The 24974-nt window shown below is 69.7% G+C and carries 21 protein-coding genes, 1 tRNA gene and 1 riboswitch; of the genes, 10 read left to right on the top strand and 12 right to left on the bottom strand.

The window, feature by feature from the left end; translation table 11 throughout:
• Positions 1-110: 110 nt before the first annotated feature.
• Positions 111-914, bottom strand: a complete 804-nt coding sequence (gene otsB / locus ABD831_RS01350) for a trehalose-phosphatase (RefSeq protein ID WP_344940435.1) — start codon at positions 912-914, stop codon at positions 111-113.
• A complete protein-coding gene (locus tag ABD831_RS01345) occupies positions 911-2425 on the bottom strand; it encodes an alpha,alpha-trehalose-phosphate synthase (UDP-forming) (protein WP_344940432.1) in 1515 nt (504 codons plus the stop codon). Before ABD831_RS01345 ends, otsB begins: the two co-directional genes overlap by 4 nt.
• A 206-nt stretch (positions 2426-2631) precedes the next feature.
• Between ABD831_RS01345 and ABD831_RS01340 the strand changes: the two genes are divergently transcribed.
• From ABD831_RS01340 to ABD831_RS01325, 4 genes are all read left to right on the top strand, one after another.
• Positions 2632-3063 (top strand): CBS domain-containing protein, encoded by a 432-nt coding sequence (locus ABD831_RS01340; RefSeq protein WP_185744598.1) that lies wholly within the window; start codon positions 2632-2634, stop codon positions 3061-3063.
• A 90-nt stretch (positions 3064-3153) separates the two neighbouring features.
• Complete coding sequence (locus tag ABD831_RS01335) at positions 3154-4938, top strand: serine/threonine-protein kinase (protein WP_344940428.1); 1785 nt, start codon at positions 3154-3156, stop codon at positions 4936-4938.
• 345 nt (positions 4939-5283) lie between these two features.
• Positions 5284-5472, top strand: a riboswitch (cyclic di-AMP (ydaO/yuaA leader).
• 4 nt (positions 5473-5476) lie between these two features.
• Positions 5477-6163 (top strand): transglycosylase family protein, encoded by a 687-nt coding sequence (locus tag ABD831_RS01330; protein WP_344940426.1) that lies wholly within the window; start codon positions 5477-5479, stop codon positions 6161-6163.
• Positions 6164-6312: 149 nt separating this feature from the next.
• A tRNA-Thr gene (locus ABD831_RS01325) sits at positions 6313-6385 on the top strand.
• 184 nt (positions 6386-6569) lie between these two features.
• On the opposite strand, the gene ABD831_RS01320 is transcribed toward ABD831_RS01325, so the two are convergent.
• Positions 6570-8003, bottom strand: a complete 1434-nt coding sequence (locus tag ABD831_RS01320) for a sialidase family protein (RefSeq protein WP_344940423.1) — start codon at positions 8001-8003, stop codon at positions 6570-6572.
• A 1010-nt stretch (positions 8004-9013) separates the two neighbouring features.
• Between ABD831_RS01320 and ABD831_RS01315 the strand changes: the two genes are divergently transcribed.
• Positions 9014-9163 (top strand): hypothetical protein, encoded by a 150-nt coding sequence (locus ABD831_RS01315; RefSeq protein WP_344940421.1) that lies wholly within the window; start codon positions 9014-9016, stop codon positions 9161-9163.
• Positions 9164-9418: 255 nt separating this feature from the next.
• Here ABD831_RS01315 and ABD831_RS01310 read toward each other — a convergent pair whose 3' ends face one another.
• The 3 genes from ABD831_RS01310 to ABD831_RS01300 all read right to left on the bottom strand — a co-directional run bounded on the left by ABD831_RS01310 (position 9419) and on the right by ABD831_RS01300 (position 10992).
• Positions 9419-9787, bottom strand: coding sequence for a hypothetical protein (locus ABD831_RS01310; protein WP_344940418.1), 369 nt, complete (start codon positions 9785-9787; stop codon positions 9419-9421).
• A gap of 299 nt (positions 9788-10086) precedes the next feature.
• Positions 10087-10557, bottom strand: coding sequence for a hypothetical protein (locus tag ABD831_RS01305; protein WP_344940415.1), 471 nt, complete (start codon positions 10555-10557; stop codon positions 10087-10089).
• A 234-nt stretch (positions 10558-10791) separates the two neighbouring features.
• Positions 10792-10992 carry a hypothetical protein gene (locus ABD831_RS01300; RefSeq protein WP_344940412.1) on the bottom strand — a complete coding sequence of 67 codons (201 nt, stop codon included), beginning with the start codon at positions 10990-10992 and terminating at the stop codon, positions 10792-10794.
• 742 nt (positions 10993-11734) lie between these two features.
• Here ABD831_RS01300 and ABD831_RS01295 point away from each other — a divergent pair.
• From ABD831_RS01295 to ABD831_RS01285, 3 genes are all read left to right on the top strand, one after another.
• The gene (locus ABD831_RS01295) at positions 11735-12208 is read left to right on the top strand and encodes a hypothetical protein (protein WP_344940410.1); all 474 of its coding nucleotides are present in this window, start codon (positions 11735-11737) and stop codon (positions 12206-12208) included.
• A gap of 774 nt (positions 12209-12982) precedes the next feature.
• Positions 12983-14041, top strand: coding sequence for a glycosyltransferase (locus ABD831_RS01290; RefSeq protein WP_344940407.1), 1059 nt, complete (start codon positions 12983-12985; stop codon positions 14039-14041).
• Positions 14042-14378: 337 nt separating this feature from the next.
• Positions 14379-14990 carry a septum formation family protein gene (locus tag ABD831_RS01285; protein ID WP_344940404.1) on the top strand — a complete coding sequence of 204 codons (612 nt, stop codon included), beginning with the start codon at positions 14379-14381 and terminating at the stop codon, positions 14988-14990.
• A gap of 118 nt (positions 14991-15108) precedes the next feature.
• Here ABD831_RS01285 and ABD831_RS01280 read toward each other — a convergent pair whose 3' ends face one another.
• The 3 genes from ABD831_RS01280 to ABD831_RS01270 form a co-directional block, all read right to left on the bottom strand.
• Positions 15109-15408 (bottom strand): hypothetical protein, encoded by a 300-nt coding sequence (locus ABD831_RS01280; protein ID WP_344940401.1) that lies wholly within the window; start codon positions 15406-15408, stop codon positions 15109-15111.
• Positions 15409-15897: 489 nt separating this feature from the next.
• The gene (locus ABD831_RS01275; RefSeq protein ID WP_344940398.1) at positions 15898-16980 is read right to left on the bottom strand and encodes a hypothetical protein; all 1083 of its coding nucleotides are present in this window, start codon (positions 16978-16980) and stop codon (positions 15898-15900) included.
• Complete coding sequence (locus ABD831_RS01270; protein ID WP_344940395.1) at positions 16973-17479, bottom strand: RNA polymerase sigma factor; 507 nt, start codon at positions 17477-17479, stop codon at positions 16973-16975. The genes ABD831_RS01275 and ABD831_RS01270 overlap by 8 nt, the downstream gene beginning before the upstream one ends.
• A gap of 421 nt (positions 17480-17900) precedes the next feature.
• Between ABD831_RS01270 and ABD831_RS01265 the strand changes: the two genes are divergently transcribed.
• Positions 17901-19571, top strand: coding sequence for an RNA polymerase sigma factor (locus ABD831_RS01265; protein WP_344940392.1), 1671 nt, complete (start codon positions 17901-17903; stop codon positions 19569-19571).
• Positions 19572-19610: 39 nt separating this feature from the next.
• Here the strand turns inward: ABD831_RS01265 and ABD831_RS01260 are convergent, their stop codons facing one another.
• From ABD831_RS01260 to ABD831_RS01250, 3 genes are all read right to left on the bottom strand, one after another.
• A complete protein-coding gene (locus ABD831_RS01260; protein ID WP_344940389.1) occupies positions 19611-21662 on the bottom strand; it encodes an amylo-alpha-1,6-glucosidase in 2052 nt (683 codons plus the stop codon).
• 2 nt (positions 21663-21664) lie between these two features.
• Positions 21665-22033 carry an SCP2 sterol-binding domain-containing protein gene (locus ABD831_RS01255; RefSeq protein ID WP_344940386.1) on the bottom strand — a complete coding sequence of 123 codons (369 nt, stop codon included), beginning with the start codon at positions 22031-22033 and terminating at the stop codon, positions 21665-21667.
• Positions 22034-22134: 101 nt separating this feature from the next.
• Positions 22135-22821, bottom strand: coding sequence for an ATP/GTP-binding protein (locus tag ABD831_RS01250; RefSeq protein WP_344940383.1), 687 nt, complete (start codon positions 22819-22821; stop codon positions 22135-22137).
• 204 nt (positions 22822-23025) lie between these two features.
• Between ABD831_RS01250 and ABD831_RS01245 the strand changes: the two genes are divergently transcribed.
• A complete protein-coding gene (locus ABD831_RS01245; protein ID WP_344940379.1) occupies positions 23026-24924 on the top strand; it encodes a potassium transporter Kup in 1899 nt (632 codons plus the stop codon).
• Positions 24925-24974 lie beyond the last annotated feature (50 nt).

The following is a 24974-nucleotide window of genomic DNA, read 5'->3' as shown; positions in this document are numbered from 1 at the left end:
GTCGGTTTGGGGGCCGTGGCGCCGTGAGGTGCGGGGCCGGCGGGGTTGGGGGCGTCGGTTTGGGGGCCGTGGCGCCCGATGGCGTATGCCGGGTGGCGCGGACGCCCTCGTCAGCTCGCGACGCGGGCGGCGGAGCAGAGCTGCTGGAGCCGGGTGAGCAACGCGGCGGCGGCGGGTTCGTCGTCGACGCGGTAGCGGGCTGCGGTCGAGCCGGTGCCGACCTTGACCGTGAGGTCGTCGGGCCGGCGCATGCGGGTGAACGCGTCCTCGTCGGTCACGTCGTCGCCGAGGTAGACGCGCGCGACGGCGTCGACGTGGCGACCGAGCGCCGTGACGGCAGATCCCTTGTCGGCGTGCGAGACGGACAGCTCGAGCACCGACTTGCCCTTGAGCACCTTGACGCCCGGATGGTCGAGGGCGACGCGGCGGGCATCGGCGATCGCCGCGTCCCCGACCTCGCGCGGCAGGCCGCGCACATGGACGACGACGGCGGCGGACTTGAGCTCGATGCCGGCGTCGGGGTGGTTCTCCTTGACGAGGGCCTCGATGTCGGAGCGCAGCTCGGCCAGGGTCGCCTCGTCGTCGGGCGTGACGGCGGCGGCCTCCATGGCCTCGCGCACGGCCTCGCTCGACGACTCGGCCCCGTGGCTCCCGATGAGGACGATCGGCTCGTCCTCCCCGAGGCCGGTCAGCGTGCGCAGCGTCGTGAGGTCACGGCCGGAGACGACGGCCACGTGGACGCCGGGCAGCCCGGCGAGCGTGCGCAGCGTGTCGATGGTGCCGGGGAGCGGCGCCGCCTTCATCGGGTCGGCGTCGAAGGGGGCCAGCACGCCGTCGTAGTCGGTCGCCACCAGCAGGGTCGGGGCCGCGGCAGCACGCTCGAGCGCCTCGCCCGTGGGCGCCACGGCGCTCACGACTGCGCCCCGCTCGAGGCCGCCCGCGACTCGTGCGGCGAGGGCATGAGGGGCGTCTCCACGGCGTGCGGGGTGGGCGGGTTGCGTGGCTCCGCCTGCGGCAGGTCCGGGGCAGCGGCGAGGGCTGCGAGGTAGCGGGCCGCCCAGCGCTGGACGTCGTGGTCCGACACCCGGCGACGCAGCGCCTTCATGATGCGCTGCTTGTCCTTGGCGGGCGTGTTGATGGCGCGCAGGATCGTCTGCTTGAGCCCCTCGATGTCGTGCGGGTTGCAGGCGAAGGCCTGGTGCAGCTCGTGCCAGGCGCCGGTGAACTCCGAGAGCACGAGCGCCCCGCCGAGGTCGTGGCGGCACGTGACGTACTCCTTGGCGACGAGGTTCATGCCGTCGCGCAGCGGCGTGACGAGCATGACGTCCGCGGCCTGGAAGAGCGCCGCCATCTCCTCGCGCGGGTAGGAGTGGTGCAGGTAGTGCACGGCCGGTGCGCCGATCTTGCCGAGCTCGCCGTTGATGCGGCCGACGGTCTGCTCGATCTCGCCGCGCAGGATGCGGTAGGCGTCGACGCGCTCACGGCTGGGCGTGGCCACCTGCACGAGCGTGACCTCCGGCGGCCCGATCCGTCGCTCGGAGAGCAGCTCCTCGTAGGCCTTGAGCCGGTGCCGGATGCCCTTGGTGTAGTCGAGGCGGTCGACGCCGAGCATGAGGACCTTGGGGTCACCGAGGCTCTCGCGGATCTCGCGGGCCCGCGCCATGACGTCGGGCCGCTTCGCCAGCTCCTCGAGGCCGTGGAAGTCCACCGAGATCGGGATCGCCGCGGCACGGACCTGACGGTGCGAGCCCTCGACGGTAACGCGGTCGCGCTTCGTCTGGGCGCCGAGCAGCTGGCGGCAGGCGCGGACGAAGTTGCGCGCGTCGGCCTGGCGCTGGAAGCCGAGGAAGTCGGCGCCGAGCAGGCCGTCGAGCAGCTGCGCTCGCCAGGGCAGCTGGGCGAAGAGCTCGACCGGCGGGAACGGGATGTGGTTGAACCACCCGATGCGCACGTCGGGTCGCAGCCGGCGCAGCAGGGCCGGGACGAGCTGCAGCTGGTAGTCCTGGACCCAGACAGTGGCTCCCTCGGCGGCGACCTCGGACACCGCCTCGGCGAAGCGCCGGTTGACGGTCTGGTAGCTCGACCACCACTCGCGGTGGAAGGTCGCCGGCACGATGACGTCGTGGTAGATCGGCCAGAGGGTGTCGTTGGAGAAGCCCTCGTAGTAGTCACGCACCTCGTCGGTCGACAGCGGGACCGGGTGGAGGTGGATGCCGTCCTCGTCGAAGGGCTCGGGCGCCTCGCCGGCGTCACCGGCCCAGCCCACCCAGGCACCGGGCTGGGTGCGCATGACCGACTCCATGGCCGTGACGAGACCGCCGGGGCTGCGCCGCCACTCGACCTCCCCGTCGTCGCCGACGACCTTGTCGACGGGCAGGCGGTTCGCGGCGATGACGAGGTCGTAGGTCGGCCGAGGGGTCGGCACGCAATCAACTCCTGGTGCTCGAGGGGAGGGGCACGGCCCACGACGTACCCGACCCGAGGGCGGGGCGCGCGGCGAGGCGCGATCGGTCTCACTCTAACGAGCGAACGGTGGCGCCCGGTGCGGTCCGGCTCTAGGGTCGAGTCAGGGCATCTCTGGCGGCGCAGGAAGGCCGGCAGAGGGCATCGCGCCGAGGTGAAGGAGTCGCCGTGAAGGTTTCCGACGTGCTGCGCTACAAGGGCAGCGAGGTCATCACCGTCAAGCCCGACGAGACCGTCTCCACCCTGCTCGACCTGCTGACCGAGCACCGCATCGGTGCCGTGGTCGTCAGCACCGACGGCTCGAGCGTCGACGGGATCGTGAGCGAGCGTGACGTCGTGGTCCACCTCCACGGCTCGGGGCCGAGCGTGCTCGAGGCCCCCGTCTCGCAGATCATGACGCACGAGGTCACGACCGGATCCGTCGGCGACAACATCGCCGACCTCGCCGGCACGATGACCGAGCAGCGGGTGCGTCACGTGCCGATCGTCGACGCGGACGGCAAGCTCGCCGCCATCGTCAGCATCGGCGACATCGTCAAGCACCGGCTCTCCGAGCTGCAGTCGGAGCGCGACCAGCTCCGCGACTACATCAGCAGCTGACCACCCGGGCAAGCAGGACGAACCAGGACACTCCGCGGCGCGCGACTGTGACGTTGGGGTCGCGGCCCGCCCGTCGCATACCGTAGGGGTATGAGTGCGTACGACCGGACCGAGCGGGTGCCTGCCCCGCGGCCCGGCGCGCGCACCGGCGGCGTCCCCGTGGCCGCACGGCCCGGGGGACCGGGGGGCCCCGGCAACCTCGGTCAGCAGCGCATCGGCCCCTACCGTCTGATCGAGGAGATCGGCGAGGGCGGGATGGGTGTCGTGCACCTGGCGCTCGACCCGCGCGGCCGCGCCGTCGCGATCAAGGTGCTGCGCGCCCACGTCGCGCACGACGCCGATGCCCGTCAGCGGCTGGCACGAGAGGTCGACACCCTGTCGCGCATCCGCGACGCCCGCGTCGCGAGCGTCATCGACGCCGACGTCATGGCGCCGAGGCCCTACATCGTGACCCGCTACGTCCCCGGTCCGGCGCTCGATGAGGTCGTCGAGGACCACGGTCCGCTGGCTCCGGCCGACCTCCTTCGTCTCGCGCGCGGCATCGCCGAGGCGATCCGCTCCATCCACGCCTGCGGGGTCGTGCACCGCGACATCAAGCCGGGCAACGTCCTCCTCGAGGACGGCGACCCGGTGCTCATCGACTTCGGCATCGCGCACCTGCAGGACGACGTGCGCCACACCGTCGGAGGTCTCGTCATGGGCACCCCGGGCTACCTCTCGCCCGAGCTCGTCGAGGGCGCGGCCATCACGGACGCCACCGACTGGTGGGGCTGGGCCGCCACGATCACGTATGCCGCGTCGGGCCGCCCGCCGTTCGGCCGGGCCCGCATGGACGCCGTCCTCACCCGGGTCCGCGCGGGCGACGTCGATCTCGACGGTGTCGACCCGCGCCTCGTGCCGCTCCTTCGGGCGTCGCTCTCACCCGACCCCAGACTGCGTCCGCACGCCGACGAGGTGATCGCCGCTCTCGAGCTCTACGCAGCAGGGCACGCCGCGACCGTCCCGACCCCGAGTGGCAACCCGTGGGACGACGGTCGGGGTGCGGTGCCCGGGGACACCCAGGTCGTCCAGGGCAGCGGCACTGCCGTCCTGCCCGCGGTCATGCCGACGGCGGTGCATCCCGTGCCCGACCCGGTCGTGCGGTGGGCGCCGCCCCCGACGGGGCCACGGGCGCCTGAGCCCGACCCCGCGGCATACGACCAGTGGGACGACCAGCCCGCTCCCGACGGCTACTGGCCCGAGGAGGAGTGGCACGAGGAGGAGCCCGCCCAGCGCGAGGGCGACCCACGCATCGGGCTCCCCATGCGCACGGGTCTGCTGGCCGCGGCCGGCGCCGCCTGGATCGGCGCCCTCATGGCGTGGCCCGGCATCGCCATCGTCGTCTTGGCGGCCCTCTCCGTGCTGGCTCGCGCCACCGACCGCTCCGTCACGGCCCTCGTGATGAGGCGCTACGACTTCGGGCGTCGGCGAAGCGACGTGCCGTTCGCCGTCGTCTCCAGCCCCTGGCACCTCGTCGTCGGCATCATCGCGACCGCGGTGGGGCTGCTGCTGCCGGTGGCCGTCGCGCTGGCCGGGATCTTCGCCGGGGCTCTCCTGCTGGCCGGCACGCAGGGGACCGACCTCGGCCCCGGCACGCCGATCACCCTGGCGGTCGGCGGGGTCCTCGGCCTGCTCATGCTGTGGTGGGGGCCGGGTGGCGCCTCCCTCCGGCGGGGGTCGCGCTCGATCGCGCGCAGCCTGGTGCCCGCGGGGGTCGCGTCACAGGTCGTGGCGGGACTCCTCGTCGTCCTTGGCGTCGCAGCTGCTCTCGTGGCGCTGCAGCAGGGCGCGAGCCTCACCTGGAGCCCCTTCTCCGGCAACCCGTTCGGAGCCTGACCGGCCCGCCTGCGTCAGACAGGCCGGCCCCACGTGTCGTGTCCGCGGTGCCGGTTGGGCCACTGTGCGTGTCGTCGAGGAGGTCTGTGCGCGTCCTGTGCGAGGTAGCGCATCGCCCCCGAGATCGGCTGGGAAAAAGATCACGGAAGTGTCTCGACTTGGGTTGTGCGGGGTTGAAACCTCACGTACCGTCAGTGCTCGGCGGCACCCGACCCTCGGGTCGGAGCGGGAGCTGTAGCACTGGCTCCCGGGTCGCTTCGTCGCGTCCGGCTCCACACGAACGCTCCCACAACTTCACATGGACACCCATTGAATCCGTTCCCTGAGCGCGCCGAGCCTCGCCAGCCAGGGATGTAGCCCACACCCGTGGGCCGGGCGAGGACGGGGGACCCAGTGTGGCCAGTGAGTGCATGTGTGTCGAAGCACGTGTCAAAGAGGACGAGATCTGGCCTGGGGGTGAAGTCGCATCTGCGACAGGGCACCTGACGCCCCAACCCGACAGCTAACCCCGCAGGCGCGCGTCAGGAAGGAATCACCCATGCAGTACATGTCCAAGCATGCTGTGGCCAGGAAGACCTCGGTCAAGCAGCGCCTTGCGGGAGTCGGAATCGCTGGAGCCGCCACCATCGTCGGTGGCATCACCACGGCAGGGTCGGCCAAGGCCGCCTCCGTCTGGGACTCGGTCGCCTCGTGCGAGTCGGGCGGCAACTGGCACATCAACACCGGCAACGGCTACTACGGCGGCCTGCAGTTCAGCTCGAGCACGTGGCGCGGCTTCGGTGGCGGCGCCTACGCCTCCCGTGCCGACCTCGCCTCCAAGGCCGAGCAGATCGCGATCGCGCAGCGCGTGCTCGCCTCGCAGGGACCCGGCGCCTGGCCCGTCTGCTCCAAGCGTGCCGGCCTGACCCGCTCCAACGGCGGGGCCACGACGACGGCCGTCTCGCGGTCGACGACGCGCACCGCCATCGCGGCCAAGAAGCCGTCGGCGACCAAGCCGGTGGCCAAGAAGAAGACGGTCTCGAAGAAGAAGACCTACGCGACCAAGCCGGCGACGACCAACACGGCCAAGGGCGCCAAGATCACCGTCCGCAACGGTGACACCCTCGGCAAGCTCGCCGCGCGCTACCACGTGGCCGGCGGCTGGAAGGCCCTGTGGAAGGCCAACGGGGCCCGGGTCACGAACCCGAATCTCATCTTCGTGGGTCAGACGCTGCGTCTTCCGTGAGTTCCTGATACAACTGAGCCGGACGGCCTCGCGCGACCAACCCCTGGGTTGCGCGGGGCCGTTCTCTCGTTCCCCGTTCCACCGGTTTGGGCGTATGCCGTCGGGCTCGGTTACGCTTTCGCCCGTCCACGGCTTGCGGCCGAGGACGTGCTGGCGTGGCGCAATTGGTAGCGCACCTGTCTTGTAAACAGGCGGTTAGGGGTTCGAGTCCCCTCGCCAGCTCTCTGCTCAGGCGGGTTCATGGTGCTCCTGACCTGCGGTTTCGCCGCCGTGAGGCAGGGCGGACAGCCCGTCGACAGGACGAGCCCAGCAATCGGGGCTTAGCGGCAGGGAGGTCTCCCCGCGACTTCTTGCCTGAGACTCCGAGGGCCGGGAACGGCGGCTGAACAGGCCGTTTGATGGAGCCTCAGTAGCCGGCGCCAAAGTCGGTCCGGGGCACCGTGGCCAGCACTTGTTGCTGGTAGTAGATCGGACCCTTCTCATCTGCGGTCACTGCCGAGGGATAGTGGGTCGATACGCCGAGCGCATAGATGTTGCGCCCGGAGACTGCGAGTCCGAAGTAGTCGCCGATGAACCCGCTGCCCCTCTGGCAGGGGTCCGTGGCCCCGGCGCAGGGGTACTGCGGCAGGCCGCCGAGGTGTTGTCCGGGCTGTTCTGGATCCCACGTGTACTTGGAGATCCGCACGTTCGTCCCGACCGGCACCGCGCCGCTGCCGCTGTCCTTGTAGGCCTGCAGAGAGGTGTCGATGCAGAAGTTGGTCCGGCCTGCATCGGCCGGCAGAATGCTCGCGTCCGTCGGGCAGGCGGTGCGTCGGTCGTAGAACGCGACGGCGACCGCGCCACCGGGGCCCGCGGCGACCGACGGCTGGATCTGGTCGGTGGGCACGCCTGGGGCGTCGGAGTTGTCGTTGACCAGGACCGGCGTCGTCCAGGTGACGCCGCCGTCGGTGGACTGCGTGAGCTTGACGTCTGCCTGTCCCGCGGCCGCGTCCCAGTCCTCGAAGGTGAGGTAGAGGTGGTTGGCGTAGGTGGGGCTGGCAGCCAGGGTGGCGGGGATGCCGCTGCGGAAGCGCGTGTTGGCGTAGACCTCGCCGGGAGGGATGGTCACCGTCGTGATCGGGACGAACGCGCTGAACGTGCGGCCGTCATCGCTGGACCGAGCGACGTACATCGTCGACGGGCCGCCGTTCGGTGGGAACGACACGACTGAGACGTACAGGTTGCCCGCCGCGTCGATCTCCGGATAGACGTAGGTCACGCCGGGACCGACCTGCGAGGGCGTGCTGATCGTGACCGCCTTGTCGAAAAGTCGCCCGCGGTCACGCGAGACAGCGATCCTCACCTTGATCGATGAGCCGTTGAACACCGCCCATGCCGCGTAGACGTGATCCTGAAAGGCGTTGCCGACGATGTGGTTGACCGCGACCCACTGCTTGTCCTCGACGTGACCGGCTTGCCGTGCCGAGGCGTTGTTGGTCGGCTCGAGCGGGACGCCGCCGTTGCCCTTGGTCCAGTGCCGGCCCAGGTCGTCGCTGTAGGACATGTCGATCTCGCCGTCAGGGTGGAGCTTCGTGGCGTCGAAGTAGGAGTTGAACGGCAGCATCGTCTGGTAGGCGCGGCCTTGGGTGTCGAAGTCCACGTTGGGGTCGGTGGAGTCGGTCCAGCTCGGTGGCATCGCCTGCGTACCGGTCGAGACACAGTCGTAGCCCTGGACCTGGTTGTTGCCCGACGGTGTCCCGCTCGGCATCTGGTAGGCGCCGACGTAGAACATGTAGAAGGTCGAGAACTTGTCGAAGAAGAACTTCGAGGCGCCGACGAGGTCCTCGGTGCCAGGCTTCACCGCGAGCCAGGACTCGGAGTGGTTCGCGTTGAACGGGCCCCCACCGCAGGTGCCCGCCTCAGGGACACGTGACCCCGAAGGAACGGGATAGCCACCCCCTGTCGTCGGCGAGCTGGCAACGACGTTGGTGAACGGCACGCTGGAGCCCCAGCCGCTGCCCGCAGTGGAAGCAGGGGCAGCAGATGCGCCCCCCGTCGCCAGGAGCAGCGGAGCCGCGATCGAGGCTGCGACGGTCCATACGTGACTTCGCTTCATCTCTCCTCCGACCCCCAGAGGCGGCGCCCAGCGCCGTCGTTGACGCTCTACCAAACGATCGTTCTCCGCAGGCGGGCAATTCTCAATAGCCCGGATGGCCGCATACGGGAACGCCACCCCGCCGCACGCCGAAGGACCCGACAGTCGTGCTCACGCGAGAGACGCTGGCGGCGGTGACGCACGTCGACGGCCGGGCGGCAGATCTCGTCACGACAGGGCTCAACGATCCCGGTGCGACGTACGGTATTCATCGCTGAAGAACGGAGCGCGGCCCTCGGAGACCTGACATCAAGGCCCTCCACCCGGGTCGAGAAGGACTCGGACGACTTCGGCCGCGTTCTGGTCCACTTCAGGTGAAGAAGCCACGTGGCCCCGGCGCCGCCCTGATCGCCGGCCGGCTCCTCTGGCCTACTCTGGAAGTGGTAGCCCCAGACCCGGCAACTGACAACGCCCGGCAGTCTGGAGGCAATGATGACCGACTCTCTCGAGGCGCTCGGCACTGGACGTGACCCAGGCCCTCCAGCGACCCACCCCATTCTTGAACCGATTCGGCCCCTGCCGCTGGAGGATGAAGCGTTGCGGGAGGAGATCGAGCTCCTGCTGGACGTCATCGCCACCGTCGCGGACTCCTCGGACCACCTAACGACCGAACAGGTCGACGCCGTCCTCCAAGTGCCATGCAGGGGGCGCGGAATGCCCTCTCAACGCAGCACGCACGGCCTGCCCCCGAAGGCCAGCGAGCCCGTCGCCGCCGCGTGCCACCCACTGGGGAGGCCACCGAGCTGGCGCTCACTGGCGCCTTCCGCGCTGTCACCGGCATCGACCCCACCCCTGACCCGCTCCCCGAGGCAAGCAAGCACGTGTACCTCCTGCACGTGACGGTCCTGAGCGATGCAGCCAAGTGAGCGACAGGACCTGGTTCGGCGCGCCGAACCCACACCGGAATGCCATTCCTTTCAGGCGCCCGGGATTTCGAGCCGGGGCCCGTTCTTGGAGGGTTACGGGCAGCGGTCAAGCGAAGGGGTCCTCAGGTGGCGGGCCACGGACGCCTCGACGCTGAGGCGTACGAGGGCCGCAACGCACTAGAGCGGTCCTTCGACCACCGGTGGTGGCGTGGTGATGCTCGATGCGGTGACCGGCCATGGGGGGAGACCTGATGCTCAGGCGGCCGGTGCTCCCTCTTGGCGCTGCAGGTCGTCGAGGAACGCCTGTACGGCTTCGTCTCCGCCAGCCGCACGTAGATGCCCGACCGCCTGTTCCACCAGCTCGACGGTCGCCCTCGCTGCCGCCTCGCAGTAGCCGATGGCCTGTTCGGCGAACGCCTGGGACAAAGCCCCTGCCGGGTCCTCGCCGGCGAGCAGACGGGCGTGAAGTCCGCCCCAGGGATCAGAGAGCGGGATGCCGTCCACCAGGTCGTCGATCGCCAGCCGACGGAAGCTGGCCTCATCCGGTCCCAACGTGAGGTTGAACCGCACGACGGTGGCTGCGGCTTTGACGAAGAATGCAGCCAGGTCCTCCGGAGCTTGCACCACGGTCTCCTCACTTGTTGCCCCGAGCACGCGCCACGCCCTGCTCAGCTCATACCCGCGACACCCCGCAGTGCACACGATTCGGGACGTTCGGACCGGTCGCGAGAGTTTCAGGACCTGGCCTGCACAGGAGGCCCGCGCGAGTCACCCCAGGCGCTCGAGACGCGCCCGACCCGCAGCGGTCGCCATCGTTGCGGTCATCCACCCTCGCCTCGGCATCGCCGGTCCTCCACCTTGGCCCGCTTGGGGACCTCCCCTGGCCGAGCCTGTGAGGGTATGTCACCCCGGCCACTCGTGGCCTAACTCGCGTGGTGCCCGCTTCGGCCCGTGTAGAGGGGTAGCCGGAACAACATGGGGATCAACATGACCGCACACCAAGGAGCGCAGCCTGCTGCGACCCAAGCCTCGAGCGTCGCGAGGGAGAGAACACCCATGCCATACAGCACGGACACGATGACTGCGACACCCACCGTGCTGGCGGACATCTCAAGGGTGGGACGCCAAGCCATATGACGAATGCGCATCCACGTCGCCATCGGCAGCGTGTAGAGGACGGCTGCGACAATCAAGGCTGCTGCCGGAGCGGTGTCGCGCAGGTCCTGGATCCCCAACACCGCTGGCGCAGCGCGAAATACGAGCAGCGCGAGGGCTGTGCCTCCCAGGCACATCGCCACGCACATCTCGAGGTAGTGGCGGGCGAAGTGCCAGATCTGCCGCTGGATGCTGGGGTGTGTCTGGCCCAGGGCGCTCTGCGCATGAGTTGCTTCCACAACATGAGTGTTGGATCGAGGGTCTTGCATGGTTCTCACCTCAGTCTCGGTTTCGGAGGTGCCACCGAGCCATCACGTTGATCTTGAGGCGTGCCACACCTTCGCACCAGAGTCGAAGGTCCCTGCCAAGCCGAAAAGGCCTCGCGACTCGCGGCATGTGCGGACGTCGCGCAAGGCCGTGCGGATGCTCGCCGACCCCTGTGACGGCAACGCCTCAGGAACGAAACTCAGCGGTCAAGCTCCAATGTCAGGCAACCCCCTAAGCAGTTCCTGCGCCTTCTCTACCGTCGCCCCGAGTCGAGTCTGAAAGTCGCGGGGGTCCCCGAGGAACACCGTCTCGGCGATCAGGGACCTGACCAGGAAGTAGTCGTCGCGCGTCATCGTGATGACAACTTCCTGCCCTTGATCCACTACTGCCACATTGCTCTCCTGCATCGCACTCCTTGGTGAACGGGGACGCGTGGAGGTCCTTGAACGTGAATCTGAAGTCGGTCCCGGAAAATGATCCGCGGCAACGGATCGCGTCTAAACGGTCCATCCTCGCGTCAAGGCGAGGCTTCCAGCGATAGCCAGGAGGGGCAGGACAACTGACGCGGGGGTGTCCGAAGGAACCAGTCCGCGACGGCGAACAGCATGACCGGGCCCGGGAGAAGGACCCATTCGGCCCCCCAAGCGGGCTTCGCACTGGCTCGCGAGGACGTCGGGTGCAGCATGGGCTGGTAGACGACACGACAGCGGCAGTTGCGGACGTTCTCCGAGGACCCCGCAGCCGTCCGCACTCGTGGCTAGGGTCTGTCACGTGAATGACGTCCGCGAGCGCGAGATGCCTGATGAACGCGCGGTCTGGCGCGCTGAAGCAATAGCTGTCTGTGCTGCCCTCGTCGTTCTGCTGGTGGCGTTCGGCGGCTACCTGGCCCTGACTTCGTTGCTGCCGAATGGTTCCGATTGGTTTGCCCGAGCGGGCTCGGCCGTCGCCGGCTTCTGGCTTGCGACTCGCGCTTATCGACGGGTACTTCGATCTCAGGGTTTCGAGCCGAGCGGTCTCGGCGTCCCGCTCCGGGATGGTGGGTCGACGACCGGGCCTTGAGGCTGTCAGCGACTTCCTGTGTGCGGCATGAGCGGACGTGAGCGTGCGCCGACTTGCCGCAGGAAAACCGTCGCTGACAAGATCAGCGCCGTGAGCAGCGAGATCTCGCCAGAGGCACAGAATCTGATCTACCGGTTGGTGGGTGAGCTGAAGACGAACCCGCGTGATGAGCATTCCAGGTACGCAGAGACGACGGTTCCCGGCGGCGACGAGTCAGACATCCTGGATGTCCTCGTCCAGACCGCCGAGTCGACTTCGATGTTCGCGCTCTGGTACGGCGAAGGCATGCCAGGGTCATGTGACGACGACGGATTTGCGGCCGTTGCAGAGTGTGTCCGCGCACCTGACGGCAGCATCATCGCGTGGTACGAGGAAGTGCGAGCCGACGAGAACGAAGAACCGTACGAGCGCGTCCGCATCCTTGTGGCTTTTCGGTCTGATGGCCTCGTCGTCACGCTGAACAGGTATGCCGAGGCTGGACCGACAGAGCCCGTCGACCCGTGGGAGTTCGCTTCACTGCAGGCCCTCGCCCTCGCGCCGACATGGGGCGACGCGTCCGGATGATGGCGCGTCCGACTGATCACGCCATCCCGGCAAACCCGACCCCGAGGCCCCCTGCCCGTCGCAACCGCGAGGAAGTCCCAATGGCACGCCCGCTCGGCGGCATGACAGGAAGAGTGTCTCCGGGGGTCTGAGACCCTAGGTGCGCGTTCGCCCCGCCGCTCGGCCCGACAGGTTCGCCCCGCCGCTGCGTGTCAGCGGGTTCAGCCGTACGCCTTCCTGACCCTTCCGCGATAGGGGCTCGAGGGCGCCGCAGAGACTTCGTTCGCGCACGCGCGCGCCGCGCGGGCGACTCGGCTGAGCCGAAAGGCGACCAGCCGCCCTACCTTTCAAGCACGCCGAGTGCCTGAGGTGCTCCGCGAGGCGCAGACTGGGAGCTGCATCACCGGACACCAACGCAGACCCGCCCGTACATCGGGGGCTCACCATGCAACGTCGAACACGTCGAACACGTCGAACCCCGTGGTTCTCGAAGCTCCTCAGGAAGCCAGACGTCGTGGAGCCGCCCACAGACGCCCTCCTGGCGGGGACCAACGAGGTGCTCGGGTGACGCCAGCGGGGGAAGCACCGGCCGCCGGCCGGTTCCTCATGGTCGCCATCGACGCGGGCGGCACCCTGCCGCCGATGATGGGGGTGGCCGCCGAGCTGGTTCGACGTGGCCATCAGGTCCAGGTTCTCGTTGACCCGACAGGCGAGGAGGTGGCCCGGGCGGCCGGCTGCAGCTATACGCCGTGGCGGACGGCTCCGCAGATCAGATCTCTCACCGATCAGACCGCGATGATCACTCAGTTCGAGAGCGGCTGGCCCCTGCGCCGGCTGCGGCGGGTCCGGGAGCGCGTGCTGGTCGGACCCGCCGACCTCTTCGCCCGGGACGTGCTCGACGCCGCGACCGGTCACGCGGCAGATGCCATCCTCGTTGAGGGCACGATTCCCGGCATGGTCATCGGCGCCGAGGCGAGCGTGCTCCCGTTTGCTGCGCTGATGTCCAACATCTACGCCCGGCCCACCCGCGGCCTGCCGCCCTTCACGACCGGCTGGTCGGCGGCCGAAGGTCCTGCTGGGCGCGTGCGCGACGCGGCTGCGTTGTCTGCCGTCGAGTGGGCGACCAAGGGAATGACAAAGCAGCTCAACGCAGTTCGCGCCTTGCACGGGCTCGCGCCGGTGAGCGAGATGCTCGGGGGGCTCGACCATGCGAACGCCGTGCTGGTTCTCACGAGCCCGTCGTTCGACTTCACCACACCGTACCTTCCGGCCAACGTACGTTACGTCGGGCCGCAGCTCGACGACCCCGGTTGGGCCGGGGAGTGGCAGGGCGGCGACGACGGGTCACGACCGCTCGTGCTTGTCGGCCTAAGCTCCGTCCACCAGGGCCAGACCGCGACGCTGGGCAAGATCGCCGCCGCCATGGGCAGGCTGCCCGTCCGTGGCCTCGTGACGACCGGTCGGGCCGTCGCTCCGGAGGACGTGTCGGCGCCCCCGAACGTTCAGGTCGTCCGAGCCGCCCCGCACTCCCTCGTGCTGCGCCGGGCGGCAGCCGTGGTCACGCATGCTGGCCACGGCACCGTGCTGCGCGCCCTCGCGGCCGGCGTACCTCTCGTCTGCCTGCCGATGGGCCGGGACCAGAAGGACAACACCGTCCGTCTCCTCCGGCTCGGAGCGGGGGTGCGCGTGAGCCGGTCGGCCTCACCGGACCAGATCGCGGCTGCCGTGCGTCTGGTGCTTCAGGACCGTCAGTACGCGGACGCGGCGAAGCGCTTCGCGGCCGTGCTCGCCGAGGAGGCTCGGACGCGCCCGTCGGCCGCCGACGAGGCCGAGGCACTCCTCCGGTCGACGTGAAGCTGCGTTGGGGCGGAAACCGCCACGGGTGCATGGCGCCTTCCAACCGCGACTGGGCCCCGGAGCCGTAGCGCCGTGGGTTACGAAGCCGGCGAGCCATCCAGCCGGTGGCAAAGTCGGACGAGCGTAGCCGTCCTCTGCGCGGCATGACCGTGCGCCTTCGACCCTCCGAGTTGTGTTGCGATCTCGCGTGAAGTCAATGTGCTGCGCGGCGTTGCGACAAGTCCGGGACGCGAGCCGAGGCGCGGCTCTAGCATTGAACACATCTTGGGCGGCATGGGAGGGCGCAATGTCCAAGGGAGTGCGATCTCGCCGCATCGTTCGGAACGCAGTAACTATGGCGTATGCCGTGGTGACCTTGGCGACGGCTGTCGCTGTCACCGTCCTGGCTGGGTGCCAGAAGCCCGAGCCGCCGACCGTGTCCGGCACGGCGGCGTCGAGCGCCTCCGCTACCTCGTCCAGCTCGTCCGCCAGCTCCCAGCCCACTTCGGAAGCGGCAACATCCTCGCCTCCGCCGCCGAAATCCACGAGGCCACCGACCCAGCCGTCGACGCGGCCTCCGGCTCATCTCGCCAAGGCCAAGCGGATCTACTGGGAGGATCTCCGGCCCGGTATGTGCATCCGAAATCCGTCGAGCGCCTCCGCGAAGTTCATCACCGTCGTGGACTGCAAGGCGACCCACGACGACGAGGTCACGCTCCGGGCCCTCCTGACGGGAACGAGGAAGTGGCCGGGTGACGATGCGGTGGACGCTTCGGCGCAGGCGAAGTGTCAAGCTGATGCCTTCGCATCGTACGTCGGAGTCCCGTTCGAGCAGTCACGGCTCGAGACCGACTACGCCACCACGGATCGGGCGGGCTGGTCGGCCGGCGACCATCGGCTCATCTGCCTCGTGTATGACCCTAACGACAGCTCGCTGGCCCGGTCCCTGCGCGGCAGTCACCTGTAGCCGGCGGTTCGAGTCGCGACCAGGTGCTCTAGGTGTTCTGTCCACGCCGGTCGACGCCCAGAGTGGACTTGCCGGAGTTCGATCCGGTGCTCCGGGTGGCCCGAGCAAGCGCACGCACTCAAGTTACGGGGGTCTTCCCCCTCTTGGGCTTTTTCAGTTCCGGCCGGCTTAGCGTGCATGGGCACCTCATGCCGGGCCTCCACGACTGCGCGTGCCCGGTCGGGTGTTCGGCGGTTCCGCGGCAGTGTGGCCCCTCGTGAAAGGAGGCGGGGTGGCCGCAGTCGGGGCAGGTCGGGGCCCTCACGACCTGGGCGAGGAAGTCGCTCACCCAGTTCGTGAAGAGGATGACGATGCCCACGCCCAATACCAGGAGCAGAAGCAAGTCCGCCCCATCCGTGACCGTGTCGAAGATCGTCATTCTCGCAGGCTAGAACGCCCAGCGACGCCCCGAGTGGACGAGCATATGGACGTCCGCTCATCGGCAGGATCGCAACGTCCTGACATCGGCAGATCCGGTAGATCACGACCGTCAGCTGAGGCCCTACAAGGGGATCCGCGACCCGCGATTTCGAGCGTCGGGACCCACCCGAGCGGCCAGACTTGCCGAGAGTCGACATGGCGTCTGGGAGCTTCCTCTTGACGGAGCAGGGCATCAGTGGGCTGGACTAATCGCACACAGACCGCACGACCGCCTGCAGACGTAGAACCGCAGATGACGTTGGTGCTCGTCAACGTTGTTTCCGGACTCGCATCGCTCGACGGCTTGTAAACAGGCATTAGGGTTTCGAGTCCCCTCGCCAGCTCGTATTCGACTGCTTCACAGTCTGATCGGCACGGCATGGGCCTGTCACGGGCCACGTGTTCGCACATGGGGCCGTTGGGGGAGCGCCTTCCGCAGTGCTGGGCGTCAGAGCGGGTGGAGTGCGCCGGGTGGCTCGAGCGGGTGGGCCGTCGGCGGCAGGTCGGCCCAACGGGGCGGGATGAGGAACCTGTCCCGTGGCTGGTGCTCGTAGTACCCGGCGACCTGGGGCAGGGGGGACTGGCGGATCTGCCAGGTCTTGCCCTGGTCGACGCTGACGACGAGCTGGCTCTTGTCCGGGACGAGGCTCTGGTAGTAGGCGACCTCGCAGTTCGGGCCGCCCTCGGCCATGGCCACACCGAGCGGGGCGTGCGGCAGGTCGGCCGTCGCGAACCCGCCGTCACGCTGCTGGATGACCAGACGCGTGCGGGCGCCGACCCCGACCAGACCCCAGAGCCCACAGCCCTGGGCCGTGGGGATCGCCCAGCGGGTGTCGGGCAGGTCGGGGATGGCGAGCCGCTCCAGGGTCCGGGCGTTCAGGTCGAGGGTGCACAGGCCCTCCTGGTTCGCGCACTCCACGCCTGGAACCCCATAGGCGTGGGGGGTGGGGCTGTCGAGGACCGTCAGGTGCACCGGCGTCCTCATCGTCGCCGACACCAGGTAGGGCCCCGGGTCCTGGTGCGCCCAGTACCAGAGGCCGTCGCCGACCTCGCGAAGCAATCCGTCCCCGCCGGGGGTTGGCAGCTGGCTGGTGTCGGTGACTGCTGCGAGCGTGACGAGCCGGTGGCCGGCGCCGTCTGCGACGGCGATGGCCTCGCGGCCGAGGCAGTCATCGTGGTTCGGCTGGGGGCGGGTGGGGCAGCGTTTCCACACCGTCAGCACGGTGCGCGGGTCGGTGCGGGATTGGAGCTGCTTGACGACGAACGCGTCGGGGTGCCCGACGATCTGGTGTGCGGTCCAGTCCGGCACGAGCAGCTGTGGCGGCGCCGGCCGGGCCGGGATCTGCTTCTGGTGCAGCTGGGCCAGGCCGGTGACGGCCAAGGCGAGGGCGAGGACGGCGGCCACGGCCGCCGCGGCGGTGACGGCCGCGCGGCGGCGGTGGACCCGGCGGCGGGCGGCGATCATGACGTCGAAGCGTGGCTGGTCGAGGGACCGCTCGGTGTCGCGGGCGAAGTCGCGCAGGTCAGACATGGTCGGCCTCCTCGTGGTCGCTGAGATGGCTGGCCATCTGGGCGCGGGCTCGGGCCAGGCGCGCCTTGACCGTCCCCTCGGGGACGGACAGCTCGTGCGCGATCTGCGCGACGCTGAGGTCGGCGATGTAGTGGAGCACGACGGTGACCCGGACCTGCGCGCTGAGCCTGCTCAACGCCTGCACGAGCGCGACGTGGTCCTCGGGTGCCTGCGGGCCGAGCTGGATGTTCAGCTCGGCCCGGAACTTCGGCAGGAGGCGCCCCGCGACCCGCGCCCGGCGCCAGCGGTTGCGCAGCAGGTTCAGGCACACCGTCCGCAGCCACGCCTCCTTGTTGGCCGCCTCGGTGAAGTCGCTGCGATGCGTCAAGGCGGTCAGGAACGACTCCTGGACCACGTCCTCCGCCTCGGCCCGGTTGCCGCACAACGCCACCATCTGGGTCACCAGGCGCCGGTAGGACAGGTCGTACACCGAGCGGACCACGTCTCCGTCGTCATTCATGAGCTGACCGCCTCGGGTTTCCCTGACGATGCTTCCACCTTGGACGAACCGCGGGACGGTGTTTCGGTTGCATGCGTGGGGCGATTCGTTTCCGTCCCGTCGAACGAGCGCCGTTCGGAGAGAGGCGATCGGACAGCGCGCAAGGTGGAGCCGCGCGGCTGAGTCGGCAGCGAACGACCAGCAGCCCGGCGAAATGTTGCCCGGACACGCAACCGGGGGAGCCCGCAAGGGTTCGTCAGGGTGGAGGGAACCTGGTGGTCGTGCCGTCACGGCGCCTCGACCGGCCGAGGACGCGATCCAGGTGAGGCGTGGCCCGCACGAGGCAGTGACCACGGGACCGACGCCAGCGGTGCCACCGAGGCACGGCACCGCTGGACCTCGAGCAACGAGCCCTGCCGACGCCCTGGCAAAGGAGACCCGCATGTCCGAGAGCAGGAACATCAGCGTGGACTGGCCGACACCGTCATCCTCACCATCACGTCCGTCGCAGAGGGGGCGTGCCTCGTCGACGGAGGAGTGGCTCGTCGGTGAGGAGGACGCGCTGAGAGCGGTGTACGAGCAGTCCTACCGGCCCCTCGTGACCCACTTCATCGCGCTGTCGGGCAGCCGCTCGGAGGCCCAGGACGTCGTTCAGGAGTCCTTCCTCGTCGCAGGCCTGCACCGAAACGACTTCGCAGAGGCGGGGAACAAGGAAGCCTGGCTTCGGGCGGTGGCCCTCAACCGGATGCGCCGTCGCCGGCGATGGTCCCGGCTCACCGGCCCCGCCTGGCCGAGGTTCCGGTCAGAGCTGAGCATCGACCTCGGACCTCAGGCCTCCGAGGACCACCTCGCGATCGTCTACGCGCTCAGCCGGCTGATCCTGCCGGTGCGAGACGCGGTCGTGCTCCACTACATCGACGACCTGAGCGCCGAGCAGATCGCCCACGAGCTCTCCGTCCCGGAAGGCACCGTCAAGGGCCGCCTGGCCCGGGCCCGAGCCGAGCTGGCAGGCACGCCGGCGGCCGCCCGGACGCCGACCACCTCCGACCTGGCTGGCTTTGCCCGCGACACCGGACGCTCGCTCGACCAGCCGCCCTTCCAGGTGATGATCCGGCGCCGGCGCCGGGAGCGTCGCCGCAGGTCGGCCGCCGCCGGCGCCGGAGCGGCGGCCGCTGCGCTCGCGGTCGCCCTGGCGATCACCGGAGTCGGCCACGACCACCGGCGGGAGCTGCCGTCCGGGCCGGCGCCTCAGTCGCTCCTGCCCGAGTGGACCGCCGAGCAGATCGTCGGGAACCCGGACGCCTTCGTCGTGACCCAGCTGGGGTCCCGCACCCACGTCTCCGTGGTCCTCACGGTGTGGAAACGCTGCACCCAACCCCGTCCAGACCATGACTGCTTCGGTCGCGAAGCCATCGCCGTCGCTGATGGAGCGGGCCACCGGCTCACCGCCCTCGGAGCCGTGACCGGCTCTTCCCAGCAGCCGTCGCTGGGCGACGACGGGCTGCTCCGCGAGGTCGGTGCCGGTCTCTGGTACTGGGCTCACACCAGCCCCGGGCCCTACCTGGTCTCGGCGACGATGAGCCAGCCGGTGCACCTGACCGTCCTGGACCGGGCCGTGACGCACAGCTTCGGCGTTCCCGGCATCGAGTGCGCGGACCGGGTGGGGCTGTGCACGCTGAACCTCAACGCACGGACCCTCGAGAGACTCGCCCTGCCCGGCGTCCCCGACACCCGGTGGGCAACCCCGACCGCCCGGGGCTGCGGGCTGTGGGGACTGGCCGGCGCCGGTGGGAACCTGCGCCTGGTCATCCAACAGCGCGACGGCTCGTTCGCCAGCGCCGACATCCCCGAGGACAGGGCCGCCACCGGAATGGCCGAGGGCGGAGCAGACTGCGAGATCGCCTACTACCAGGGCATCGCCGAGAACAAGGACCAGCTCGTCGTCAGCCTCGACCAAGGCAGGACCTGGCAGATCCGGCAGACCCCGATGCCGCAGGTGGCCGGCTACCTCGAGCAGCAGCCGCGCCTCAGGGAGCTGATCCCGCCTCACTGGGCGCAGCTTCCCGCCATGCCGCACCCGCTCGCGGCGCCCGGCCCACTCCACCCCCTGTGATCGGTCACCTCGTGCCCGATCGGGCCGGCGACGCGAGCGCTACCTCGGATGGTCGACGTCGACCAGCCCGCGGCCGAACGCGTCGATCTTGCCCCAGCGGCCGGGTATGTCGAGCAGCTCGATGCGGCCGAGCGGGACCGGAACGCCGGGGTCGACGATGAGGTGGTTGTCGACCGTCTCCAGCCCGAGCATGGTCCGGAGCAACAGCAGCGGTGCGCCCGTCGACCACGCCTGCGGACTGCACGCCGTCGGGTACTGGACCGGGTACTTCGTCAGCGAGCGTTCGTAGCCGCCGAAGGCCTCGGGGAGCCGGCCCTCGAAGAACGCCGCGGCGTCGAGGATCCCGTCGGCGACCCGGGCTGCCTCGGCCTTGAAGCCGTAGCGGCGCAGGCCCCAGGCGATGAACGAGTTGTCGAACGGCCACACGGTTCCCACGTGGTAGCCGATCGGGTTGTAGCGGGCCTGGTTGTCGGCGAGCGTCCGGATTCCCCAGCCGGAGAACAGGCTCGGGCCGAGCAGGTGCGCCGCGATGATGGGGGCCTTGGCATCGTCGACGATGCCGCTCCAGAGCAGGTGTCCGATGTTCGAGGAGAGCGCGTCGACCTGCGTCCCGTCGGCGTCCAGGGCCAGCGCGTAGTACTCGCCGTCCTCGACCCAGAAGTCGCGGTCGAAACGGGCCTTCAGGTCCGCCGCCTGCCGCTCGAGCTCGTCCGCGTAGCCGGGATCGTTCCAGAACTTTCGCGCGAGGCGCGCTGCACGGACCTTCGCGTCGTAGGCGTAACCCTGGAGCTCGCAGGTGGCGCGCGGGAAACCGGGCAGCCTGCCGTCGCGGTAGGCGATCGAGTCCCACGAGTCCTTCCAGCACTGGTTCTCCAGCCCCGTCTCCTCGTTGCGCCGTCGGTAGGAGATGTAGCCGTTGCCCTGCAGGTCGGCGTAGGTGTCGATCCAGCGCAGGGCGGCACGCGCCTCCGGCTCGAACTCCCGCACCAGATCGCTGTCCCCGGTCCACTGCTCGTACTCGTCGAGCAGGACGAGCCACAGCGGCGTGGAGTCCGCCGAGCCGTAGTAGGGCGAGTGCGGGCGCTCCTGGAAGGCCGTCAGCTCGCCGTACCGCATCTCGTGGAGGATTCGGCCGGGATCCTCGTCGCGGAAGTCGTCGACGCGGCTGCCCTGCCAGTCACCGAGCACCCGCAGCGTCGTCGCCGCCAGCTCGGGGGCGAAGGGCAGTGCCTGCAGGCTGGTGAAGATGCTGTCCCGGCCGAACATCGTCATGAACCACGGCAGCCCGGCCGCGGGCAGGCTCCGTGTCCCGGCGATGGCCGGTGAGAACCGCAGTGCTGCGAGGTCTACAAGGCTTCGACGGTAGGTCGCGGCGAGCTGGTCCGAGTCCGTGACCAGCCTCGGGGCCGAGGCCACCCAGGCGTCCAGCTCCTCGAGCCGGCCGCGCGGCGAGTCCCCCGCGGCGCCTGCCGCCCGCAGGAAGGTCGGGGCGCCGGGATGCACGAGGGCCGGCGTCACGGACAGCTCGACGGCCCAGGAGTCGTGGGGGTCGATGTGCACGTCGAACTCGAGTCCGCGCTCGTCGACGCGTCCGGGGGGCGTCGCGGAGATGGTCGTCGTGCGGTGGAAGGTGTCGCGGTCGTAGGCCATGACGAGCGTGCCGTCCGCCACCCGCGTGTCGAAGTCGCCCTGCTTGGGCAGTGCGTCCTTCACCTCGAAGAGGTCGGCGAAGTCGCAGGCGACATCCATGCGGACCGTCACGTCGACGGGCTTCTGCTCGTGGTTGAGCAGCGTGATGCTCTCCCGGAAGCCGTCGCCGACCGCGCGCTGGCGGATGACCGTGAGGGTCGCATTGACGTAGACGGTGCCCGTGCCCGGGACGAGGAAGAACCGCGCCTCGAAGTAGTTGAGGTCGTCCGTGGACAACGCGGTCAGCCGTTGGCCGTCGACGGTGAGCACCCAGCGCGACAGGAACCGGGTGTCCCACGCGAACAGTCCGCTCGGATCGGTGGCGGACGCCTCGATGTCGCCGCGGCGATCGCTCACGACGAAGGTGTTCCCATCGAGGATCCGGACGAGGCTCTCCGTCATGGCTACCGCTTCTCTACGGTGGGGGGCTGGGGCGTCGAGCCGGCCAGGGGAGCCTGCGAGAACAGTCGCTGGGCGAGCACCACCAGCTCGGGGTCGCCCTGGACCGCCAGACCTCCGCGGAGCAGCGACGACATGGCGCTCGTCCGGCCGGTGACCAGGTCGTCGAGCTCCGTGCCGCTGCAGGAGAGGGTGGCGTCCGCCGGTCCGTCGTTCGCGGACAGCCGCAGGTCGCCGTGGTCGATCGTGAGCACCCGGCCGACCGTGTGTCCGTCCTCCGTGATCTCGAACCGGATGCTCGCGGACACCCGCTGCAGGAGGGCCTCGTGGCCCCTGCGGCCCAGTTGTTCGAAGAACTCAGTGGTGGTCGACATCGGCGGCGCCTTTCGGATTCCAGCGTAACGACGCGGTCGAAGAGCCGTCGTGCAATCGCCGGATGTGGTGCCGGCTCGCCGGCGCCACGCGGGCTCCACGTCTACCGCCCGGAGTCCGGAGCCGCAGGCGGCGCTGCTGGCGGCGCTGCCGGGGCAGGGTGGTTCTGACGCCTGAGCGAGGACTCGAGGTTGCTGGAACAGCACTCCGGAAGCTCCGCCAGAAGGAGTGCGACGACCGAGCGGGCCTTGTCCAGAAAGTCCCCGGTCGGCTCGACCAGGACCCGGCGCGGGTGCCCGCGCCACGCCTTCTCGAGGTGGGCGTCGATCGCAGCGGCCGCGGCCGCGGTCTCCACCCGCAGCGGATTGGCATGGTCGTATCCGATGATCGGTGTCCGGAGGTGCACGACCAGGTCGTAGCGAGCGAACTCGTCACGGGGATCGGTGCCCGTGGCTGCCCAGAAGTCCTGGGGCGGGCCCGGCCAGTAGGCGAGCCCGTCCACGGTGCCTCTGTCGCACAGGACGACCGCCGGGCGTGGCACGTCCCCTATGGCCTCGAGCTCGCGCTGCACGTGGAAGATCGCCCGTTGGGCGGCGCGCCGGGACTCTCGCTCCTCCCGACGGGGGAACCCGCCGCCGAAGACGATGGTGGCGGCTTCGGGCAGGATGAGGACGTGCTCGCACAGGGTGTGACGCACCATCTCGAGGACGGCGGTCTTGCCGGCCCCGGGACCGCCGGTCAGGACGATTCGTTCTCGTTCGTGGGCCTCGGTGCAGCCACACGCGGTCATGGACCCGGCACCTCCTTCGGTGGCCCCCGATGGTTCCAGTGTCCTCCCGGCCGAGGGGGGACGGTGCGGTTCCGTTCAGGGTCGAGGTCTCGGGTCGTGGGCCGGGCCCGGCGACCACGCGCCGCGCTTCTTGACGCGATCTTGACGGACCGGTTCCGCCCGTGCCCGCGCATCGCCGGTGGACGGCTGCGAGGATGGCTGGTCGTGGAACACGATTCGAAGCGGTCGCACGGCAGCATCGCCGGGCTCGCCCTCGGCGCCCTCGGCGTCGTCTTCGGCGACATCGGCACGTCGCCGCTGTACGCCTTGCAGACCGTCTTCTCGGTCGACCACAACATGGTGGCCACCACGCCGGGCGACGTCTTCGGCGTCATCTCCCTCGTCTTCTGGTCGGTGACGCTGGTCGTCTCCGTGAAGTACGTCGTGTTCATCCTGCGGGCGGACAACGACGGCGAGGGCGGCGTGATGGCCCTGGCCGCCCTCACCCGAACCGCCGTTCGACCGGGCGGGCGCCGCTACGGCCTGGTCATGCTGCTCGGGGTCCTCGGGGCCTCGCTCTTCTACGGCGACAGCGTGATCACTCCCGCGATCTCCGTCATGTCGGCGATCGAGGGACTGTCGGTGTCGACCCCGGGGGTGGAGCACCTCGTGGTGCCGATCGGCGCCGCGATCATCACGGTCCTCTTCGCCGGCCAGCGGTTCGGCACCGAGCTCGTCGGGCGGTTCTTCGGACCCGTCATGGCGCTCTGGTTCGTGGTCCTGGCGGTTCTCGGCGGAGCACAGGTCGTCCGTGACCCGTCGATCCTGGTCGGCCTCTCACCCCACTACGCGGTCCTGTTCGTCGCGGAGCACCCGGGGATCGCGTTCGTCGCCATGGGTGCCGTGGTCCTGTCCATCACCGGCGCCGAGGCGCTGTATGCCGACATGGGCCACTTCGGTCGGGCCCCCATCCGCCGCGCGTGGTTCGTCGTCGTCTTCCCCGCGCTCACCCTGAACTACCTGGGGCAGGGCGCGCTGATCCTCCGGGATCCGTCGACGGCGGTGAGCCCGTTCTTCCACCTGGCCCCGGACGCCCTGGGGTTCCCGCTCGTCATCCTGTCCACGGTCGCAACCGTCATCGCCTCGCAGGCAGTCATCTCCGGTGCGTACTCGGTGTCCCGGCAGGCGGAGCGACTCGGCTACCTGCCTCGGCTGACGGTCCGCCACACGTCCCAGCGGGAGCGTGGGCAGATCTACGTGCCGGCGGTCAACTGGACCCTCTTCGTCGGGGTCATCGCCCTCCTGCTGCTCTTCGGCTCGTCCGAGCGACTGGCGACTGCCTACGGGCTGGCGGTCACCGGGACCTTCCTCATCACGACGACGCTCTTCCTCATCCACGCCCAGGCCGCCTGGGGCTGGAACCGTCGTCGGCTGCTCCTCGTCGGCGTTCCTCTCGGGATGCTGGAGCTCACCTACTTCGGCGCGAACCTGACGAAGATCCTCCACGGCGGCTGGCTGCCCCTGGTCATCGCCGTCCTCGTCGCGACGGTGATGCTGACCTGGCAACGGGGCCGCGGACTGGTCACCGACCGCCGGACCGAGATGGAGGGGCCCCTCGAGCCGTTCATCGAGTGGCTGCACGGGAACCCGGTCGCCAAGGTGCCCGGCACCGCCGTCTTCCTCCATCCCGGGAAGGCCTCGGCACCCTTGGCGTTGAGGGAGAACGCCACCTTCAACCACGTCATCCACGAGCTCGTCCTCATCGTCAGCATCTCCTCGGAGAACGTGCCGTTCGTCCCGGACTCCGAGCGGGTCGTGCTCGACCACCTGGGCGACCCCTACGACGCGATCACGCACCTCACGCTGCGGTTCGGCTTCCAGGAGGAGCAGGACGTCCCGCGTGCCCTGCGCGTCGCCCGGGCCGAAGGTCTGGTGGACGTGGACACGGACGACGCGTACTACTTCCTGTCCCGCATCTCGCTGGAGCGCGGAGGCGAGCGGACCATGCCCGTGTGGCGCAAACGCCTGTTCCTGGCGCTGGCCCACAACGCCGCATCGCCCACCGGATACTTCAACCTGCCCGAGGACCGCACCGTCTCCATGGGCGCGACCGTCACGTTCTAGGGGTCTCCACCAGGCGCCGTCGGTTCCCCGTCACATTCTGTGCGGCTCGA

It is taken from the genome of Terrabacter ginsenosidimutans, from assembly GCF_039539425.1.
Lineage (GTDB): Bacteria > Actinomycetota > Actinomycetes > Actinomycetales > Dermatophilaceae > Terrabacter > Terrabacter ginsenosidimutans.
Note: the sequence above shows the minus strand (reverse complement) of the source record. Positions and strands in the feature narration are given on the sequence as shown.

Coding starts and splice junctions, on each gene's coding strand:
- ABD831_RS01270 (WP_344940395.1), bottom strand. CDS start 17,479: ATGAATGACGACGGAGACGTGGTCCGCTCGGTGTACGACCTGTCCTAC.
- ABD831_RS01290 (WP_344940407.1), top strand. CDS start 12,983: ATGATCACTCAGTTCGAGAGCGGCTGGCCCCTGCGCCGGCTGCGGCGG.
- ABD831_RS01335 (WP_344940428.1), top strand. CDS start 3,154: ATGAGTGCGTACGACCGGACCGAGCGGGTGCCTGCCCCGCGGCCCGGC.
- ABD831_RS01260 (WP_344940389.1), bottom strand. CDS start 21,662: ATGACGGAGAGCCTCGTCCGGATCCTCGATGGGAACACCTTCGTCGTG.
- ABD831_RS01330 (WP_344940426.1), top strand. CDS start 5,477: ATGCAGTACATGTCCAAGCATGCTGTGGCCAGGAAGACCTCGGTCAAG.
- ABD831_RS01285 (WP_344940404.1), top strand. CDS start 14,379: ATGGCGTATGCCGTGGTGACCTTGGCGACGGCTGTCGCTGTCACCGTC.
- ABD831_RS01265 (WP_344940392.1), top strand. CDS start 17,901: ATGTCCGAGAGCAGGAACATCAGCGTGGACTGGCCGACACCGTCATCC.
- ABD831_RS01250 (WP_344940383.1), bottom strand. CDS start 22,821: ATGACCGCGTGTGGCTGCACCGAGGCCCACGAACGAGAACGAATCGTC.
- ABD831_RS01300 (WP_344940412.1), bottom strand. CDS start 10,992: ATGCAGGAGAGCAATGTGGCAGTAGTGGATCAAGGGCAGGAAGTTGTC.
- ABD831_RS01255 (WP_344940386.1), bottom strand. CDS start 22,033: ATGTCGACCACCACTGAGTTCTTCGAACAACTGGGCCGCAGGGGCCAC.
- ABD831_RS01280 (WP_344940401.1), bottom strand. CDS start 15,408: ATGACGATCTTCGACACGGTCACGGATGGGGCGGACTTGCTTCTGCTC.
- ABD831_RS01275 (WP_344940398.1), bottom strand. CDS start 16,980: ATGTCTGACCTGCGCGACTTCGCCCGCGACACCGAGCGGTCCCTCGAC.